Origin of the sequence: Enterococcus haemoperoxidus ATCC BAA-382, assembly GCF_000407165.1 — a bacterium.
In the GTDB taxonomy this organism is placed as follows: Bacteria; Bacillota; Bacilli; order Lactobacillales; family Enterococcaceae; genus Enterococcus_L; species Enterococcus_L haemoperoxidus.
The window spans coordinates 1,533,623-1,551,228 of the sequence record NZ_KE136479.1; the positions used below are offsets into that span (position 1 = coordinate 1,533,623).

The window sequence follows — 17,606 nt, forward strand, 5'->3', positions numbered from 1 at the left end:
AATGTCAAAGGTAAATGACGAAAAATATATAATACATTTACCTATTGTTCGTGTTTTGAGCGGATAATTATTTTCCAAATTTTTTATACAGCATTTATCTCCTTATGTTCAACACTTTGTTCTTCGACTTTTTCTGCAGGTAAGATACGGTTTAAAAGTATTGCAGCTATTGAGGCAGTTGCTACAGATGAACCAAAGAAATATTGTAGAAGTTGTGGCAAGGATTGAATAAAGTCCTTTGGTATCAACGTTAACGCAAGGGTTAAAATCATCGGGATCGCAATGACGTACATTTCCTTTTCGCTAATCTCAACTTCTTTGATCACTTTGATTCCACTGATTGAAATAATTCCACATACAATAACAAAAACGCCACCAATTACAGGTGAAGGAATTGACGAAATTAAGGTTGATAACTTACCAGACAAACCAAAAACAACGAACCAAGCGCCAGCTGCCACAAATACTTTTTTACTTGCAACTCCTGTAATCGAGATGATTCCTGCATTTGTTGAGTAGCCAGTAACAGGTGTTGTCCCAAGCAATGATGAAATAAGACACCCGATTCCCTCGCCCACAACTCCTCTATTGATATTTTCATCCGTAAGCGGTGCTTCGCAAACATTGCTAACTGCAAACCAAGTCCCTGTTGTTTCAGCCATCAGTACAACATAAATAATCACCATTGTTATAATAGAGGACAAATCAAACGAAAAATGAAAATCTACGAATGGTAATTGCGGAATGCTTATTAGTGATGCATTCCCAACTTGAGATAAATCAAGAATCCCCATCGATTGAGCTGCTAAACTTCCAATAACTAAGGCTAAAATAACAGAAGAAACTCTAAAAATTCGACCTTTCCCTGGAAAACGTGATCCAATCATCGCAAACAAAACAAGCGATGTTGCCGCAATTACTGCTAGCAAAATATTTTGACCTAAATCTCCTGTAGCTTTAAAAACATTGTCATTTAAGGCGACTGGCATTAATGATAAACCCACAATAAAAATAATTGTGCCGCCAACAATTGGTGGCACAAAGGCTTTGATCAAACGATTAAAAATGCCTGTTACCCCTAAAATAATCACTAAAACGGCACCAATCAAACTAGCACCTAAAACCGTACCCCAACCATTACCACTTTGACTATTCGCAAAGTAAATACCTGCAACAGCCCCAATCGGAATAAACGATGGACCTTGTGCAACAGGGAGTTTCATACAAAAGTAGGATTGAATAATTGTCGCTATTCCTGCTGCAATAAAAGTAGATTGGATCAACGCTGAAGATTCTTTTGTCGACAGTCCAATAATGGATGCGATAATAAATGGCACCACATAGACATCCATCGCTAAAACATGTTGAATTCCTAAAAGAGCTGATTGCCCGATTGATAGATCATCATTTGGTCCTACCGTTAATTTTGATTTATTTATTTGAGTTTCAGTCATTTTAAACTTGCACCTCTTGTTCTTTCGTATTATTATCATGAACTTTTCTTCCTTGAACCCAAACTTCAGTGATATCCTCAGGTCGTAACAGGTAGAGAATTTTTTGAAAAATTTCCATCAAGGGTTCTGACTCAGAAAAAATTGGTAACTTTTTACTATCAACAATTTGAACATCCCAAGCATAATCGACCGCTAATTTTCCAATTGGTAAGCTCAATGATTCTCCACCGCCAGCCGTTGCTAGATAAAATGCTTCGTTTAAGGTAATACTTGACCCTGAAATCCCACGTTTTTCACTACAGCAATCTTTATCAACACCATCTGCTAGCATTCGCGATGATATAACTGCTTGTCTGATATTATCAAATAAACTTGGGGAAAAACCACCAGAAATATCGCTACCTAAACCCGTTTCTACTTGATATTCATTCAATAATTTGGCAATTGGTGTCACCGCATTCCCGAAATAGGCATTAGAAATTGGACAATGAGCTACTGCTGTTCCTTTTTCAGCAAACAATTCCATATCTTCATCTGACAGAAAACCACAATGCGCCATAATAGCTTTTTCTGTAAGTAATCCAAAATCATTTAACGCAAAAGCATCATTTTTGCCAAAACGCTCTTGAACAAATTCGTGTGCCCAATCACTTTCACTACAGTGGGATTGGATATGAACATCATACTTAGCAGCCAAAGCACCTAATCCTTTTAAAGAATCATCTGTACAACTTGGAATAAAACGAGGTGTTACAACTGGATAAACGCCTTGAGGTGTTTCCTTGTTTAATTTTAGTACTTCTTGAATAAATAATTCTGTTTCTGCGAGTGCTTCATCCGTTGTAGCATCTCGATAATAATCAGGATTTTGCTCTTGATCGTCCATTACGACTTTACCAACTAAACCTCTTTGACCTTTTTCACTACAGATTTCTGCTAAGCGCAGACTAGACTGACGATGAACTGTTGCAAAATACAGTGCTGTCGTTGTTCCGTTTTTTATTAATTGTGAAACTAAGTCTGAATACACATTCTCCGCAAAATGCTCATCAGAAAATTTAGCTTCCAGCGGAAAAGTATACGTATTAAGCCATTCATATAATGGGAGATCAAGTGCTGTCCCAGCTTGTGCCCATTGAGGTGCATGAACATGAAGATCAATAAAACCTGGAAGAATATATTGTCCTTGAGGTAATTCTTGAAGTTTATTTTTTTCCGAATATTCTTGAATAATAGCTTCATAATTTTTTTCTTCTGGAGAAATAATAGCACCGATCTTCCCTGTTTCTGTAATGCCAAATAGTGAATTCTCTAAAACTTTTACATTTTTTGAATCAATACTTGAAAATGCTGTTCCTTTAACGACAAATTTAAACAATATAAACGCTCCTCTCATAACGATACAAGCATCATTATATATAATAATTCGCATTTATTCCACATTTTCTCTTTTCTAGTTCTTAAAAACTCTCCTAAAAACAGCAAAAAACGAACAATAGTGAATTTCAAGCAAAAAAAGTAAAACAAAACATACAGCGTCTTGTTTTACAAGCATAAAATCTGTTTCATCATTTTGTTTGTTTTTTTCTTCCAACCGATCGATTTTATCATGAAGATCAGCAGTCGTCTTTTGTAATTCATCATGCATATTATCATGTTTTTTATGTAATGTTGATAGGCTATGGTGGATAAGCGTACCACTTCCTGCTGCCAAAGAGGCGCCTAAGGTACCCAAGACATTCGTATAATTCCCTAAAATCAACTGAACACTAGCGGATGGATGTAGATTTTTCAACAGAGGAATCCACATAGTTAAAACAGCAAAAACAACTAAATAGAAAAAAAGAAATATATAGATAAAAACGGACACTTTACTAGATAATAATGCTGGAATTTGTTCTAAAGACCGCTTCTCTCGTTGCATTTCTTGTCGACTCCTTTTCTGGCTATCACTTTTAAGTAACTATCTTTATTATGATAGATAGTAAAACAAAAGTAAATTATCGACTCCTTCATTATTTTTTGACCTAATCTATAACAATCAGTTAAAAGAACAGCACTGCCTTTTGATTCTAGCTAAAATTGAGTTATACTTAAAGATGAACCATACTTACTAGGAGGCAAATGACTATGCTGAAAATCGAACGAATCCAAACTGGTGTTATCCAAGAAAATTGTTACTTAATTTATAATGAAACAAACTTATTAATCATCGATCCAGGTGCTGAAGCAGAAAAAATAGCCGCTTTGATTGAAAAAACAGGTAAAAAACCGATTGCTATTTTACTGACACATACACATTATGATCATATCGGCGCAGTTGAAGAGCTTCGCCATCAATACAACATTCCTGTCTATGTTAGTCCATTAGAACAAGAATGGCTGTCAAACCCAGTCCTCAACTTATCTGGATTAGGTCGTCATAATGATATTGCTGATATTATTGTTCAACCTGCTGAGGAAGAATTTGAACTGACCGATTATGATTTGGGTGGAATGAAGTTTTCTGTTGTTCCAACACCTGGCCATTCGATTGGCAGTGTAAGTTTTGTCTTCGATGACTTCGTTGTCACAGGAGACGCATTATTTAAAGGAAGTATCGGTAGAACTGACTTACACACAGGAGATATGCAACAGTTACTTCACAGTATCAACACCTATCTTTTCACATTGCCTGATGAATTTCCAGCCTACCCTGGACATGGTGATGCTACAACGATCGAACATGAGAAAAAAACAAATCCATTTTTCAACTAAAGAAGAAACAAAACCTTATTATATAGCTATTAAAGGAGGAATTAAGGTATGAATGAACCGACAACGCTATACATTATCCGTCATGGGAAAACCATGTTCAATACAATAGGTAGAACTCAGGGATGGTCAGATACGCCGTTGACGAAAGAGGGAGAAAAGACAATTCATTATTTAGGCCTTGGTTTGCAAGAGACTAATTTTAAAGAGGCATACTCCAGTGACAGCGGACGTGCGATGCAGACCGCACGCATTATTTTACAAGAACATCCAAATGGGGCTGATATTCCTTATGCTACAGATAGTCGTATTCGCGAATGGTGTTTTGGCTCTTTAGATGGTGGGTATGATGGCGAGCTTTGGGGTGTGGTCCCTAGGATTTTAGCTTTTAAAAATTATGATGACATGATGACCAATAGAATCAGTTATAAAGATTTGGCTGACGCTATCATCGCTGCTGACACAGCAAATTGGGCCGAACCTTATGAAAAAATTCGTGAACGAGTTTGGAGCGGGTTTGAAGATATTGCTCACTATCGAGAAAAAAATGGTGGCGGTAATGTGATGATTGTCTCTCATGGATTGACGATTTCATTTTTAATGTCATTGATCGATAATAGCTTGCCTATGCAAATTGGCCTTGAAAATGGCAGTGTGACTAAACTTATCTATGAGAATGGTAAATTTACGATTGACACCGTCAATGATACCCACTATATTGAGAATGGTCGTGAGATTGCATCAAATAATTAAACGTTCAAAAATAAGAGTATGGGAGAACAAAAGTTTTGTTTTCTCTCATACTCTTATTTCTATCGCTTATTTAATGACTTTTTTTCTTAATTTAAATCCTTCTTTACGATTTCAACTGCTTCCTTAGAATCTTGGATTTTTTCTAAAGTCTCATTATAGTTTTTGGCCGCATAGGCAAAAAATAAAACATCAACTACATAAAGTTGAGCTGTTAGTGAAACAGTTGCAGCACTTCTTAATGGGGCTTCTCCTCCAATTGGCGTCAATAACAAAATAGAACTTTTTTGTGCCAAAGCTGAATCAGAATTAGCAGTCAAACCGATTACTGTCAATCCTTTTTCAATCGCAAGATCTGCGAGTGCATTCGTTTCCTGATTTGTACCTGAATGTGAGATTCCGATAAAAATTCCTTTTAGTCTATTTGTCCCGATTGCAGATGCAAACAAATGATGATCCATTGTAAAAAATACACTTAACCCTAGACGAGTAAATTTTTGATAAATATCTTGTGCAACTAATGATGATGCACCTAAACCGTAAACAAAGATAATTTCTGCCGTCTCCAGTTCTTTAACTGCCTGATCAATTGCTTGGTCTTCTAAATGTTCATTCGTCCGTTCTAGAACATGGATCAGACGGTGCTGTAGTTTTTCTTTGATTGCAGCTGTTGTTTCACCGTTTTCGACCTCTGTATACATTTGTGTATCAACAGTTCCCAGATTAGCCGAAAGTAACAATTTTAAATCAGTGAAACCACTAACCTCAATTGATCGGCAGAAACGAATAATTGCTGCTGGACTGGAACCAGATTTCTTAGCAAGTTCTTTAGCACTCAAATTAATCACTGCACTAGTATTTTCTAAAATGTATTCTGCCACTTTTTGCTCAGAACCAGGCAAGTGTTTAAGATGATCCTGAATCGTTAAAATTATATTTTGCTGCATTCCCTACACATCCTTTTTTCTGCCGAAGTCAAACATATTTAGCGAATGTTTCAACAGCTTACTATATTATTATAACGAAAATGAAACAGAAAAGAAATGTATTCGCTAAATAATGAATTCTTTTTTCTCATAAAAAAACTGACTTCAATTAGCTTAGCACTCTACTAAGAAATCAGTTTTTTAATCATTACTAGCTGAAATTACTTTTTTATTTTTCTTGAAGATCTTTTGGAATTCCAAAGAAAAATGTTGCAACAAAACCTCCAGCATACGCTGCTAATAAGCCTAACACATAAGCTAGCCATTGATTGTTCGCAATTAACGGAATCAAAGCCACGCCACTTGGTCCAATTGCAATCGAGCCAACATTACCAAAAGCACCAATCACAGCGCCACCAATACCACCGCCAATACACGCTGTAACAAAAGGACGCCCAAGTGGTAATGTTACCCCATAAATAAGAGGTTCACCAATTCCTAAAATCCCCACAGGCAATGCACCTTTGATCATTTCGACAAGTTTAGTAGCGTTTTTACAGCGAATCCATAGCGCCAATGCTGCACCTACTTGTCCTGCGCCAGCCATTGCTAGAATCGGTAATAATAACGTCATACCCGTTTGAGTGATCATTTCAATGTGGATCGGTGTCAATATTTGATGAAGTCCAAACATGACCATTGGCAAGAAAGTAGCGCCTAAAGTAAACCCAGCTAACATTCCGCCTTTTTCCAATACAATATTGATTACCCCAACAAGACTATTTGAAATAAATCCTGCAACTGGCATGATTAAGAATATTGTAATCAAGCCAATCACAAGTAAAGAAACAGTCGGTGTTATAATAATATCAATTGAATCTGGAATTACTTTATGCAATTGTTTTTCTATTAAAGAAAGTAACCAAACTGCAAAGATGACTCCAATAATACCGCCTTGACCAGCTGATAAAGTACCGCCAGTCAAAATATTAGGTAATGGTGCCTCTGGGTTCATTCCAGTCAGCATTGTCACCGCACCAATTACACCACCAAGAGCTGGCGTTGCACCGAATTCACTGGCACTATTGATCCCTGTATATAACGCTAGATAAGCAAAAATTCCATTTTTAATAATGTTTAGAACATCGATATATTGTTGCCAAGAATCACCGATTGTTCCCGCAACTAGTAGATTGGACATAACGGCAGCAATCCCACCAATAATCCCAGCACCAACAAAGGCTGGAATCATTGGAACAAAAATATTAGAAATCGATTTCAAAACTGCTTTAAAACCAGAGTTATTTTTATTTTTTTCCTTTTGTGCAGCTTTGACTTGTGCAGCTTTTTCTTCAACTAATTGCTTTCCTGAAAGCTCAGTTTGTTTTTCATCTGGGTTAGGAAATGCTTCTCCCAGCTTGACACCCGCCATATCAACCATTTCTTGTGCCACCTTATTGACAGTTCCAGGTCCGATCACGACTTGCAAGGTATCGTCTTCTACAACCCCCATTACACCATCAATTTTTTTTAATTCTTCTAATTTTACTTTATCATAATCACGAATATCCATACGAACACGTGTCATACAATGGCGTAACTTTTCTACATTTCCCTGACCGCCTACTTCTTCATAAATTTCCCTAGCCAAACGTTTGATTTTATCTTCTGCCATGATGTTTTCCTCCTTTAAACTTTTTAAATTGTATTTTTTATGAAATTATTACCTTGTCTTAATTTTTCCGCCGCTTCTTCTTTTGTGGCATTTGTCAGCAACATAACAATAGCGAGTTTTACATTTTCATCGGCTTTTACAAAATAGGCTGTAGCTGTCTCATAATCACAGTTCGTTGCTTCCATAATAATTCGTTTTGATCGTTCCACTAGCTTCTCATTTGTTGGTTTTACATCTACCATCAAATTATTGTATACCTTACCGATTCCAATCATTGAAATAGTTGATAACATGTTTAAAATCATTTTTTGTGCTGTCCCTGATTTCAAGCGTGTTGACCCCGTCAAAAATTCTGGTCCTGCATCAACTTCGATCGGTATCTTAGCATATTGACTGATTTCAGCTTCTTTATTACATGAAATCGAAGCAGTCGCAGCACCAATTGAGTTAGCGTAAGACAAACCACCAATCACATAAGGCGTTCGCCCACTTGCAGCAATTCCGATCACAACATCTTTATTTGTTAGTGCAATGTCCACTAAATCTTGCTGCCCTAAATCTTTTGAGTCTTCTGCTCCTTCAACAGCTACAGTCATTGCTTTTTGGCCTCCAGCAATTAACCCCTGAACCATAGTAGGATCAACTCCGAAAGTTGGGACACACTCTGCAGCATCTAGCACACCTAAACGACCGCTTGTTCCAGCGCCCATATAGATTAGTCTACCGCCTTCGTTAAATGATTTGATGATTGCTTTTATAGCTAGTTCGATTTCAGGAAGTGCTTCTCTAACTGCTAAAGCGACTTTCTGGTCTTCTTGATTCATTTTATCTAATGCTTCTTTTATCGTTAGTTGATCTAGGTTCATAGTTTCTTGATTTCTACGTTCTGTAGTTAATTTTTCTAAATTCATTTTATAAAGTTCCCTTCTCTATCAAATTAAACACTCTGCCTGCTTTTATTAACTTTAGTAAGGAGATGTCGTCTGTCACGATTTGTGCTGCAATATTGATTTTTTTGTTTGCTGGCAAATCGTTTTTTGTTATTTGTATTTCGCCCATGTATCTTCCATAAAGATGATTATCAATCGTTACACTCCCTGTTTTACGTTCCAGTAAGACTTCAGGTTCGACCGTTACTATTTTATTGAATCGTGCATCTGCACTACGTATTACATCACGAGCATCATCTTGTCTATTCTTATGTTCTCCTAAAATTTTCGAATAATAATTACTTCCAATATCAGCCACTTCTAACTGAAGAATTTGATCACGACTATATGCTTCAAATTGACGTATCGTACGTTTGGAAATTTTAGGGTCCCCAACATAAATACCGTCGACTTGATAATTCTCGTTCAAGTCTAATGCCGCTGAAAAGGGATTGTCATACCGATGTTTTTCAAGTGTTGGTAGACCTTCCTGTAACGGTCCTCTCAATTGCTGATTTCCTGGAACAAAAGCGAATATTCGAAACCCAGATTGCTTCAACCACTGATTCTTCTCGTTGAAAAATTGACTAGATAAACCAGTTTCAGGTCTAGGATAATAATTATGCCAAGCTTCAAAATTTGTAAAATCTGCGTTAAATGTCTGTAATTCTTCCACATCCTCTGCTGAAATGGTACTAGCATTCAGACCGATCGTTAAATACTGAGAAGCTTCAGCGATTGCTTGATTTGAAATAGCATAATCCATACGTAAACCAGTAACGCCCAAAGTTAAAATCTCATCTAAACGTTCAAAAGAAAAACCTGCGCGTTTTAAAGCTTCGCCTGAAATATCTACCATTAATTTCATATCCAACTTTTGGGCAATTTGACCTAGTTCTTTCAATCTTTTTGCATATAATGTCGCATCATCTTCTGGAATATGTAACGAAGTAAAGATGCCTTTAAAACCAATGTTACTCATTTCTTGAATATATGTACGTGTTTCATCCGTTATCTCTTCACTCAAAAAAATCGAAATACCATACATTTTCATTTGCTCCTTCCTAATACGCTTTCATTATAATTCAAATGAAATATAATTTCAACCATTAATTTTAATTTACATATATAATGAAACTTTTTTTCATGAAAGGTAAAAAAAAGAGCGCTGAGATAAAACCAACACATTTATCTCGGCACCTAATCTTAGTATATTTTTACATTATGCTTTAGCAGTACCAACTTCATCCCCAGTGTTAACTTGTCCAATTCGACTAAGATCAAAGCTTTTTACCGCGTCCATATTGGTAATCACAACAACCATATCAGTTGCTTTCCCTGCAGACTTAATTGCCTCTAAATCAACATTTGCAACCAATGTCCCTTGCGATACTTTAGCCCCTTCACTAACTTTTATATCAAATGGTTCGCCATTAAGTTCCACAGTATCGATTCCCATATGAAGTAAAATTTCAAGTCCATTTGCCATTTTCATCCCAATAGCATGTTTCGTTTGAAAAACACTTAAAATTTCTCCCGCAATCGGTGCATAAATCTCTCCTGATTCTGGAATAACAGCAAAGCCGTCTCCCATCATTTTTTGTGAAAAAACAGGATCATTGACTTCACTAATTGGAATTAGCTTACCTGTTGTTATTGCATATAACGTTTCATTTAATTGAACTGGTTCTTTCTTTTTCAAAAATCCAAACATTTGTTTTCTCCTCCACTTTTCATGAATAGTAATAGTATAGAAAATTCTCTGAATAATTACAACAATGAATGTGTTTGATTCGAAATTTTTCTAATCCTACACAAAAGTTAGTTGGTTTTTCCAATTTTAAAAGGTATACTATTAGTGATTTAATATTTTATACTGGAAAGGATTGAATCTATGCTTTTATCAAATTTATGGAAAGCAATTATTCTAGGTATTATCGAAGGAGTAACGGAGTGGCTGCCGATCAGTAGTACTGGCCATTTAATTTTAGTGGATGAATTCATTAAAATGAATCTCAGTAAAGACTTTATGGAAATGTTCAACGTTGTCATTCAGCTTGGTGCAATTATGGCTGTCGTCGTTCTTTATTTTCACAAGCTAAACCCTTTTTCGCCGCAAAAAAATGAGACAGAGAAGAAAGATACTTGGATTCTTTGGTCAAAGGTTGTTGTGGCCTGTGCACCTGCTGCAATAATTGGTATTCCTTTGGACGATTGGCTCGAAGCAAAATTTCATAATTTCTTTACAGTTGCATTGATGCTGATTATTTATGGGGTAGCTTTTGTTGTAATTGAAAAAAGAAATCGTGACCGTAAACCAAAGTGTACTGATCTAAGAGACTTCACGTATAAAGCCGCAGCAATTGTCGGTTTTTTCCAAGTATTATCGCTGATCCCTGGTACATCACGCTCAGGTGCGACGATTCTTGGGGCAATCATTATTGGCGCATCGCGATTTGTTGCGACAGAATTTTCATTTTTCCTTGGAATTCCTGTTATGTTCGGCGCAAGCTTTTTGAAGATTGCAAAGTTTGTTATGAAAGGAAATTCATTTGGATTCACCGAAACATTCATTTTATTAACTGGATCGATTGTAGCTTTTGTTGTGTCAATCGTAGTAATCAAGTTCTTATTGAACTACCTTAAACGTAACGATTTTACCGCTTTTGGATGGTATCGAATTGTACTAGGTGTTCTGTTAATCAGTTATTGGTTATTTTCATAATTATTTTGGAACCGATTTTTGAATCGGTTCTTTTTTTGTTTGTATAACTATCTTTAAACGTCAAAAATAGACTTTACTAAGTAAATAGACACGATACTTTTTTTTATTTTCTGATGATAATGATTATCACTATTAATTAGAATAACTATCTTTATAAAATAATAAAGAACCCTACATAACAACAAACAAGTGAATGAGAATCACTATCGTTCTCATTTAGACATTTCTATTATCATTTACAAATTAAGTATGCTATGCTCTTTATAAGGAGTGATAATCGTGAAATTGACAGAAGAGAAAAAATCTATTCTTTCGACAATTCTATGTTTGATATTTATGATCTTAGGTTTCATTTTTGAAAAAAACGGACTAACCTTTTATCCAATCATTTTTATTTTAGCTATTTTTTTTGGTGGATTTAAGCAAACGAAAGACGGGTTAATTGAGACATTGGAAAATAAACATCTAAACGTCGATTTACTAATGGCTTTAGCTGCAGTCGGCGCATGCATCATCGGTAATTGGTTTGAAGGGGCTATGCTGACATTTATCTTCTGTCTTAGTGGTGCTTTGGAAGAATATACAACAAATAAAAGCAAAAACGAAATCGCTAGTTTGATGAATATGCAACCAGAAACTGCCCTTTTACTTAATGAGCAAGGGAAAACAATAGAAACAGCTGTCAATGAATTGCAGATTGGGGATTTGATATTGGTTCCTAAAGGAGCAAGTGTTCCGATAGACGGTACTCTATCAGCTGGCGTTTCAACTATCGATGAAGCTGCAATCACAGGAGAATCAGTTCCAGTTGAAAAAACAAAAAATGATCCTTTATTTGGTGGAACGATTAATTTAGGGGATGCAATCACGATGATAGTTACCACCAACAGTGAGAATACTCTTTTCTCTAAAATTATCCGTCTTGTAGATGAAGCACAAAATACACCATCAAAAACAGCTAGTTTCATTGAGAAATTAGAAAATCGCTACGTAAAAATCGTTTTAATTGCTATCCCTTTGATGATTTTAATTCCCTATTTACTTTTTAGTTGGTCATGGAATGAGAGTTTTTATAGAGGCATGGTCTTACTAGTTGTTGCTTCACCATGTGCACTAGTAGCTTCCGCTACACCAGCTACTTTAGCTGCTATTTCCAACGGAGCGAGAAATGGTGTCTTATTTAAAGGTGGCGTTTATTTAGAAAACTTAGCCTCATTAAAGGCAATCGCTTTTGATAAAACAGGAACATTAACACATGGTGCACCTGTTGTTACAGATGCAGTATTTTTAACTAATAAGCAAAAAGCAATCAATAGCCTTGTTGCAATGGAGATGCACTCCACCCACCCTTTAGCTCAAGCAATCATTAATCGCTTTAATAACGAAACTACTGTCAGCTACAACCAAATAGACGTTAAAAATATTATCGGCTTTGGTATGGAAACAATAATTGATACTAGCATTTGGCGTGTTGGAAAAAAATCATTTAATGATCAGATCAAGCTCAACAAAGATATACAAAATAAAACTGAGCAATTGCAAAATAATGGAAAAACAGTGATTTACCTCTTTGAAAATCAAGAATTAGTAGCTTATTTTGGATTGCTAGACATCCCTAAGCAAGAAGCAAAAAGTGTAATTCACTACTTTAAAGAAAATGGGATCCTTACAACAATGATTACGGGCGATCATGACAAAACAGCTGAAACTATTGCAATTGAACTCGAAATTGATCAAGTTTATGCAAATTGTTTACCGGAAGATAAAACCCTTCTGATCAAAGAACAAAAAGAAAAATACGGCATAAATGCAATGGTTGGTGATGGTATCAATGACGCTCCAGCTTTAGCAAACGCAGCGATTGGTGTTGCCATGGGGGAAGGAACTGATATTGCGATGGATGTAGCTGATATGGTACTTATGCAAAACGACTTGGAAAAATTGCAAATGAGTCATCAACTTTCAAAAAAATTAAAACGGATTGTTACTCAAAATATTGTCTTTTCATCTGGAATTATCCTTTTATTGGTCTTATCGAACTTTTTCCAAATTATTAATTTACCTCTGGGAGTTATAGGACATGAAGGTAGTACAATTCTTGTTATTTTAAATGGATTAAGGATGTTAAAAACAATTCCTCTAGAGAAACCTTCTAAAATAAAGTATCCATCACAAACAGCAAAGCTTGTTTAATTGAGAAATAGAGCGCACATCAAAACTAGAAAAACAGTTTTGTTTCGCGCTCTAAATCCGAATAAACGGCGAGAAAAAAGCAGCTCCTTCGGAAATAAACGCTTTTGTCTCGGCCTCATTTAACTAATCCCACTCCTCAAAAAATTCTTCTAAAAAATCTTCCAAGAATTTTTGACGTTTCGCGCCAATTTCTTTAGCATATTTCGTATTTAAACGATCGTTTAGTAAAAGTATTTTTTCATAGAAATGATTGATGATGGTACTTTCTTCACGATACTCACTTTTTGATTGTAGCGTTCTAGGTTTTATATTAGGATCATAAATTGGATTGCCTTTATACCCTCCATAATAAATCGTTCGTGTAATACCGATTGCTCCCATAGCATCTAAGCGATCAGCATCTTGGACAATTTGGCCTTCGCTCGTAAGCCTTTCCGTTGTTCCATTAAGCTGTTGACTGAACGAAAGATTTTTGATTATATGAATGATTTTATCGATTTGAAAAGTAGAAATATTAATTCCATTTAGAAAATCGTTTAACTGTTGATATGCTCGTTCCGAATCAGAAACAAGTTTTTCATCTATAGTATCATGAAGATACGCTGCAGCTGTAACAATAAAATGATCGCATGTTTCAGTTTCTGCAATTTTATTTGCTAAACGTACTACCCTATTTATATGATCCATGCCATGACCAGATTTGTCTTTTTCCATTATTGACTGTGTGAAATCTTTGATTGCTTTCATTTTTTGATGCTCCATAAAACCCCTCCAATTCAGCGAACAACAATGCGGTTGGGACAAGCTTACTCATTTATTTAATAAAAAAATCATTAACTATTTTTTATTACTAATCCACCAATTACATCAACAACTGATTCACAAGCATTTAAGAATTCTTCTAATTGATCGTAGACATTCTTCCAACGAATAACCTCAATCGGATTTTTCTCAAGCGTAAATAAATTTTTCAAAGCATCACTGTATAGTTTATCAGCTTTCCCTTCGATATCACTTACTTCATCAATCATTGCATGTAATGTTTTTGAATTCTTGAATTTTGCAAATTCTTTTGTTGCGGTCAAAACACCAGCAGTAGCTTCTACTCCGTATGTGATAAAAACCATGGCGTTATCATTCAGTTCTTTTACAACTAAACTACTTAATAAATAAGCAATACTATTGATCGTATCTAATACGTCATCTAATCGTTGAGTAATTTCAACAATGTCTTCCCGATCAATTGGCGTGATAAAAGAAATATATAATTCACTCATAATTTTTTGAACGATTTTATCTCCTTCACGTTCCAATACGTGAATCTTCTCTGCTTCGTTCTCCAATTTTTCAAGTGAATAATCAATTGCAATCATTTCTAAAATTTCTGCTGCTTGATGTGCATTTTTTGCTAAATGCTCCAATTCACCAAAATAATCAAATTGCTTTTTTCTAGCCATTTTATTCTCTCCTTAAAATACTGCTATAAATAGTTTTGCCATTACAAAGGCAATGATTCCACAACCTGGAAATGTTAAAATCCAAGCAATCAACATGTCTTTTACAATACGCCAATCAACGCTAGAAACACGTTTTGAAGCGCCTACACCCATAATTGCAGTTGTTTTTGTATGTGTAGTTGAAACAGGAATACCAAAAATAGAAGCGGCAAATAAGCAAATTGCTGTGCTCAAATCAGCAGCAAAACCTTGATACCGTTCTAACTTTACCATATCCATGCCGACCGATTTGATGATTCTCATACCACCTACAGACGTTCCAAATCCCATTGTTACAGAGCAAAGAGCCATGACCCAAATAGGAATTATAAATCCCGATCCTGATTTTTCTGCTAAATTATTATAATAAAGTCCCAACATAAATACGCCCATAAATTTTTGACCATCCTGAGCACCGTGTAAAAAAGCATTCGCAGCAGCACCAAATGCTTGTCCGTATGTAAAAACTTTATTCGCGGTTCTTCTGGCTACATTTTTGAAAAGGATTACAATTAGCTTTGTAACAAGAAAACCACCGCCAAATCCCATGACAGTAGACACCACTAGACCGACAAGGACTTTTGTCCACTCTGTACCATTGACTGCTCCAAGTCCACCTAGAGCCATTGCAGATCCTGTCAGACCAGCGATTAGCGCATGACTTTCACTTGTTGGAATCCCAAAATACCAAGCAGCTACAGACCAAACCACAATTGAAAACAACGCTGCTGCTAACGCAACTTGCGATGCATTTCCTTGTGCATCAAAACTAACGATGTTACTGATCGTTTCAGCTACTTGAGCATTGAAAAAAGTCATTACTAACGCACCCAAAAAGTTCATCACAACTGCCATCCAAATCGCAACATTTGGTTTTAAAACACGAGTTGAGACAGCGGTTGCAATTGCATTTGGCGCATCTGTCCAACCATTGACAAAAATAACACCCATTACAAGAGTAACTGTTACAATTAAAGCAATATTCACATTGACACCACCATTTCATTTTTCCCCTGTTATGATAGCATATTTTTTATAAAAAGTATCTATTTTTCCTATTTACCTTATCTACAAATTCATTTTTACATGATGAAATCAATAATTTCACTGTTAAGGAAAAAAACTTGTCATCTTTTATTGCAATGCCTGTTTGGATTAGGTATAATGATTAGTGTTGAATTACATATGGATTTTCCTGTGTAAGACCTTAATTTATCGGAGGTGAAAGAAATGCCAAATATTGAATCTGCAATTAAACGTGTACGTACTAACGCTAATAAGAATGTTCAAAATTCATCTCAAAAAAATGCAATGCGTACAGCTATCAAGAAATTTGAAGATGCTGTAGCTGCTGGCGCTGACAATGTTGATGCGTTATATACAGAAGCTATTAAAGCTGTTGATATGGCTGAAACAAAAGGATTAATCCATAAAAACAAAGCTGGCCGTGACAAGTCTCGTCTAAGCAAAAAATTAGCAAAATAATGATTTTGTAGAAGCTGACCATGTGTTGGCTTCTTTTTTATTAAAAAAAACGGGATTAAAATCGAAACGATTTTAATCCCGTACTCATTCATTTTAGCTGGTCCATTTCAATTTTTTCACAACGAACGCCATTGAAAGTAACTTCAACTATTTTTTGGATCATTCGCAAAAATTCCTTATCTGTTCACTTGTTCAGATAGTTTGAGAATAAATAATTCAAAAAGTAGCTCCTTGTCCATCTTACCTGTTTTCATTTTAAAATCATTCTCTACTAATTCATCATAAATTGCTTCCAAACGATCCAGCTCAAATCGTCTAACTTGTTGCAAAGCTAGTTTTACACGATACGGATGAATCTTCAATGTTTCAGCAATATTTGCTTGCTGATAGCCTAATTTGGCAAGGATTTTTGTTTGTAAAAATAAACGAATTTGATTTAACAAAATCGCATTCAATTTAATCGTTTCTTCACCTTGGAGTAGTAGGTCTTCATATAATTGAATTGCTTTTTCACCATTGCCAGATAAAACATCATTAGTCAAATCAAATACATTATGTTCTAATGATTTCGGTACAAGTTCTTTGACCGCATTTAGTGAGATAATTTTGTTGTCAGAAGAATACAAAAATAGTTTTTGTAGTTCCCCCATCACTTTTGATAAATTCAAATCCGTTAATTGTAACAATAAATCAAATGCTTCTGGGCGAATCTCATACCCTTCACTTTGAATCGTCTGTTCCACATATTGTCTTACTTCACGTTCCCCCATTGGATTAACATCAATGACTTCAGCTTGTTTTTTTATAGCTTTGGTTACCTTTTTTCGTTCATCTAATTTTTCAACATTTGCAATAAATACTAAAATTGTCGTCGGTGATGGTTGCTCTAAATAATTTAATAAACTATCAATATCATGGTCCAATCCATTCGTTTTTCTTTCTGCCGTTAGAAAATAAGGATTTTCTATAAAAACTAACCGATAATCCCCAAAAAAAGGAATTGTTTCTGCTTCTTCCATTGCTACAGATAGTGGCGTTTCTTCCATATCAAAAGAAGAATAATTAAATTGATCATCTTCTGTTTTTATCAATTGACTCATCAATTCTGTTTTAAATAGTTCGCCTAAATATCCTTCTGTTCCTTGAATTAAATAAACAGAAGCAAAGTGTTGCTGCCTCAATTGTTTTAATGCCTCTTGTAAGTTCATAAATTCCCTCA

The 17,606-nt window shown here is 35.4% G+C and carries 17 protein-coding genes; 5 read left to right on the plus strand and 12 right to left on the minus strand.

The genetic code is table 11. The features are described from left to right. Positions 1-83 precede the first annotated feature (83 nt). From I583_RS07130 to I583_RS07140, 3 genes are all read right to left on the minus strand, one after another. On the minus strand, positions 84-1,454 hold the full coding sequence (locus I583_RS07130; protein ID WP_010761178.1) for a uracil-xanthine permease family protein: 1,371 nt from the start codon (positions 1,452-1,454) through the stop codon (positions 84-86). 1 nt (position 1,455) lies between these two features. Beyond that, the gene (gene guaD, locus I583_RS07135) at positions 1,456-2,832 is read right to left on the minus strand and encodes a guanine deaminase (RefSeq protein ID WP_034682798.1); all 1,377 of its coding nucleotides are present in this window, start codon (positions 2,830-2,832) and stop codon (positions 1,456-1,458) included. Positions 2,833-2,907: 75 nt separating this feature from the next. Then, the gene (locus tag I583_RS07140; protein ID WP_010761176.1) at positions 2,908-3,378 is read right to left on the minus strand and encodes a hypothetical protein; all 471 of its coding nucleotides are present in this window, start codon (positions 3,376-3,378) and stop codon (positions 2,908-2,910) included. A gap of 206 nt (positions 3,379-3,584) precedes the next feature. Here I583_RS07140 and I583_RS07145 point away from each other — a divergent pair, with 206 nt between their 5' ends. Beyond that, entirely contained in the window at positions 3,585-4,211 is a 627-nt protein-coding gene (locus I583_RS07145; RefSeq protein WP_010761175.1) for an MBL fold metallo-hydrolase, read from the plus strand. A 48-nt stretch (positions 4,212-4,259) separates the two neighbouring features. Further along, on the plus strand, positions 4,260-4,961 hold the full coding sequence (locus tag I583_RS07150; protein WP_010761174.1) for a histidine phosphatase family protein: 702 nt from the start codon (positions 4,260-4,262) through the stop codon (positions 4,959-4,961). Positions 4,962-5,047: 86 nt separating this feature from the next. On the opposite strand, the gene I583_RS07155 is transcribed toward I583_RS07150, so the two are convergent. From I583_RS07155 to I583_RS07175, 5 genes are all read right to left on the minus strand, one after another. Further along, the gene (locus I583_RS07155) at positions 5,048-5,905 is read right to left on the minus strand and encodes a MurR/RpiR family transcriptional regulator (RefSeq protein ID WP_010761173.1); all 858 of its coding nucleotides are present in this window, start codon (positions 5,903-5,905) and stop codon (positions 5,048-5,050) included. A 208-nt stretch (positions 5,906-6,113) separates the two neighbouring features. Continuing rightward, complete coding sequence (locus I583_RS07160; protein ID WP_010761172.1) at positions 6,114-7,559, minus strand: PTS transporter subunit EIIC; 1,446 nt, start codon at positions 7,557-7,559, stop codon at positions 6,114-6,116. A 23-nt stretch (positions 7,560-7,582) separates the two neighbouring features. Continuing rightward, a complete protein-coding gene (gene murQ / locus I583_RS07165) occupies positions 7,583-8,470 on the minus strand; it encodes an N-acetylmuramic acid 6-phosphate etherase (RefSeq protein ID WP_010761171.1) in 888 nt (295 codons plus the stop codon). Position 8,471: 1 nt separating this feature from the next. Beyond that, a complete protein-coding gene (locus I583_RS07170) occupies positions 8,472-9,536 on the minus strand; it encodes a DUF871 domain-containing protein (protein WP_010761170.1) in 1,065 nt (354 codons plus the stop codon). A 174-nt stretch (positions 9,537-9,710) separates the two neighbouring features. Then, positions 9,711-10,202 carry a PTS sugar transporter subunit IIA gene (locus tag I583_RS07175; RefSeq protein ID WP_010761169.1) on the minus strand — a complete coding sequence of 164 codons (492 nt, stop codon included), beginning with the start codon at positions 10,200-10,202 and terminating at the stop codon, positions 9,711-9,713. Positions 10,203-10,382: 180 nt separating this feature from the next. Between I583_RS07175 and I583_RS07180 the strand changes: the two genes are divergently transcribed. Beyond that, positions 10,383-11,213, plus strand: coding sequence for an undecaprenyl-diphosphate phosphatase (locus tag I583_RS07180; RefSeq protein WP_010761168.1), 831 nt, complete (start codon positions 10,383-10,385; stop codon positions 11,211-11,213). A gap of 279 nt (positions 11,214-11,492) precedes the next feature. Further along, positions 11,493-13,406, plus strand: a complete 1,914-nt coding sequence (locus tag I583_RS07185) for a heavy metal translocating P-type ATPase (RefSeq protein ID WP_010761167.1) — start codon at positions 11,493-11,495, stop codon at positions 13,404-13,406. Positions 13,407-13,529: 123 nt separating this feature from the next. On the opposite strand, the gene I583_RS07190 is transcribed toward I583_RS07185, so the two are convergent. The 3 genes from I583_RS07190 to I583_RS07200 all read right to left on the minus strand — a co-directional run bounded on the left by I583_RS07190 (position 13,530) and on the right by I583_RS07200 (position 15,853). After that, positions 13,530-14,168 carry an HD domain-containing protein gene (locus I583_RS07190; RefSeq protein ID WP_010761166.1) on the minus strand — a complete coding sequence of 213 codons (639 nt, stop codon included), beginning with the start codon at positions 14,166-14,168 and terminating at the stop codon, positions 13,530-13,532. Positions 14,169-14,239: 71 nt separating this feature from the next. Next, positions 14,240-14,863 carry a DUF47 domain-containing protein gene (locus I583_RS07195; protein WP_010761165.1) on the minus strand — a complete coding sequence of 208 codons (624 nt, stop codon included), beginning with the start codon at positions 14,861-14,863 and terminating at the stop codon, positions 14,240-14,242. Between the two features lie 12 nt (positions 14,864-14,875). Continuing rightward, positions 14,876-15,853 (minus strand): inorganic phosphate transporter, encoded by a 978-nt coding sequence (locus I583_RS07200; RefSeq protein ID WP_143140010.1) that lies wholly within the window; start codon positions 15,851-15,853, stop codon positions 14,876-14,878. Positions 15,854-16,132: 279 nt separating this feature from the next. Here I583_RS07200 and rpsT point away from each other — a divergent pair, with 279 nt between their 5' ends. Next, positions 16,133-16,387: a 30S ribosomal protein S20 gene (rpsT, locus tag I583_RS07205; RefSeq protein ID WP_010761163.1), complete on the plus strand. Its 255-nt coding sequence runs from the start codon at positions 16,133-16,135 to the stop codon at positions 16,385-16,387. Between the two features lie 176 nt (positions 16,388-16,563). Here the strand turns inward: rpsT and holA are convergent, their stop codons facing one another. After that, positions 16,564-17,595, minus strand: coding sequence for a DNA polymerase III subunit delta (gene holA / locus I583_RS07210; RefSeq protein ID WP_010761162.1), 1,032 nt, complete (start codon positions 17,593-17,595; stop codon positions 16,564-16,566). Between the last annotated feature and the right edge of the window lie 11 nt (positions 17,596-17,606).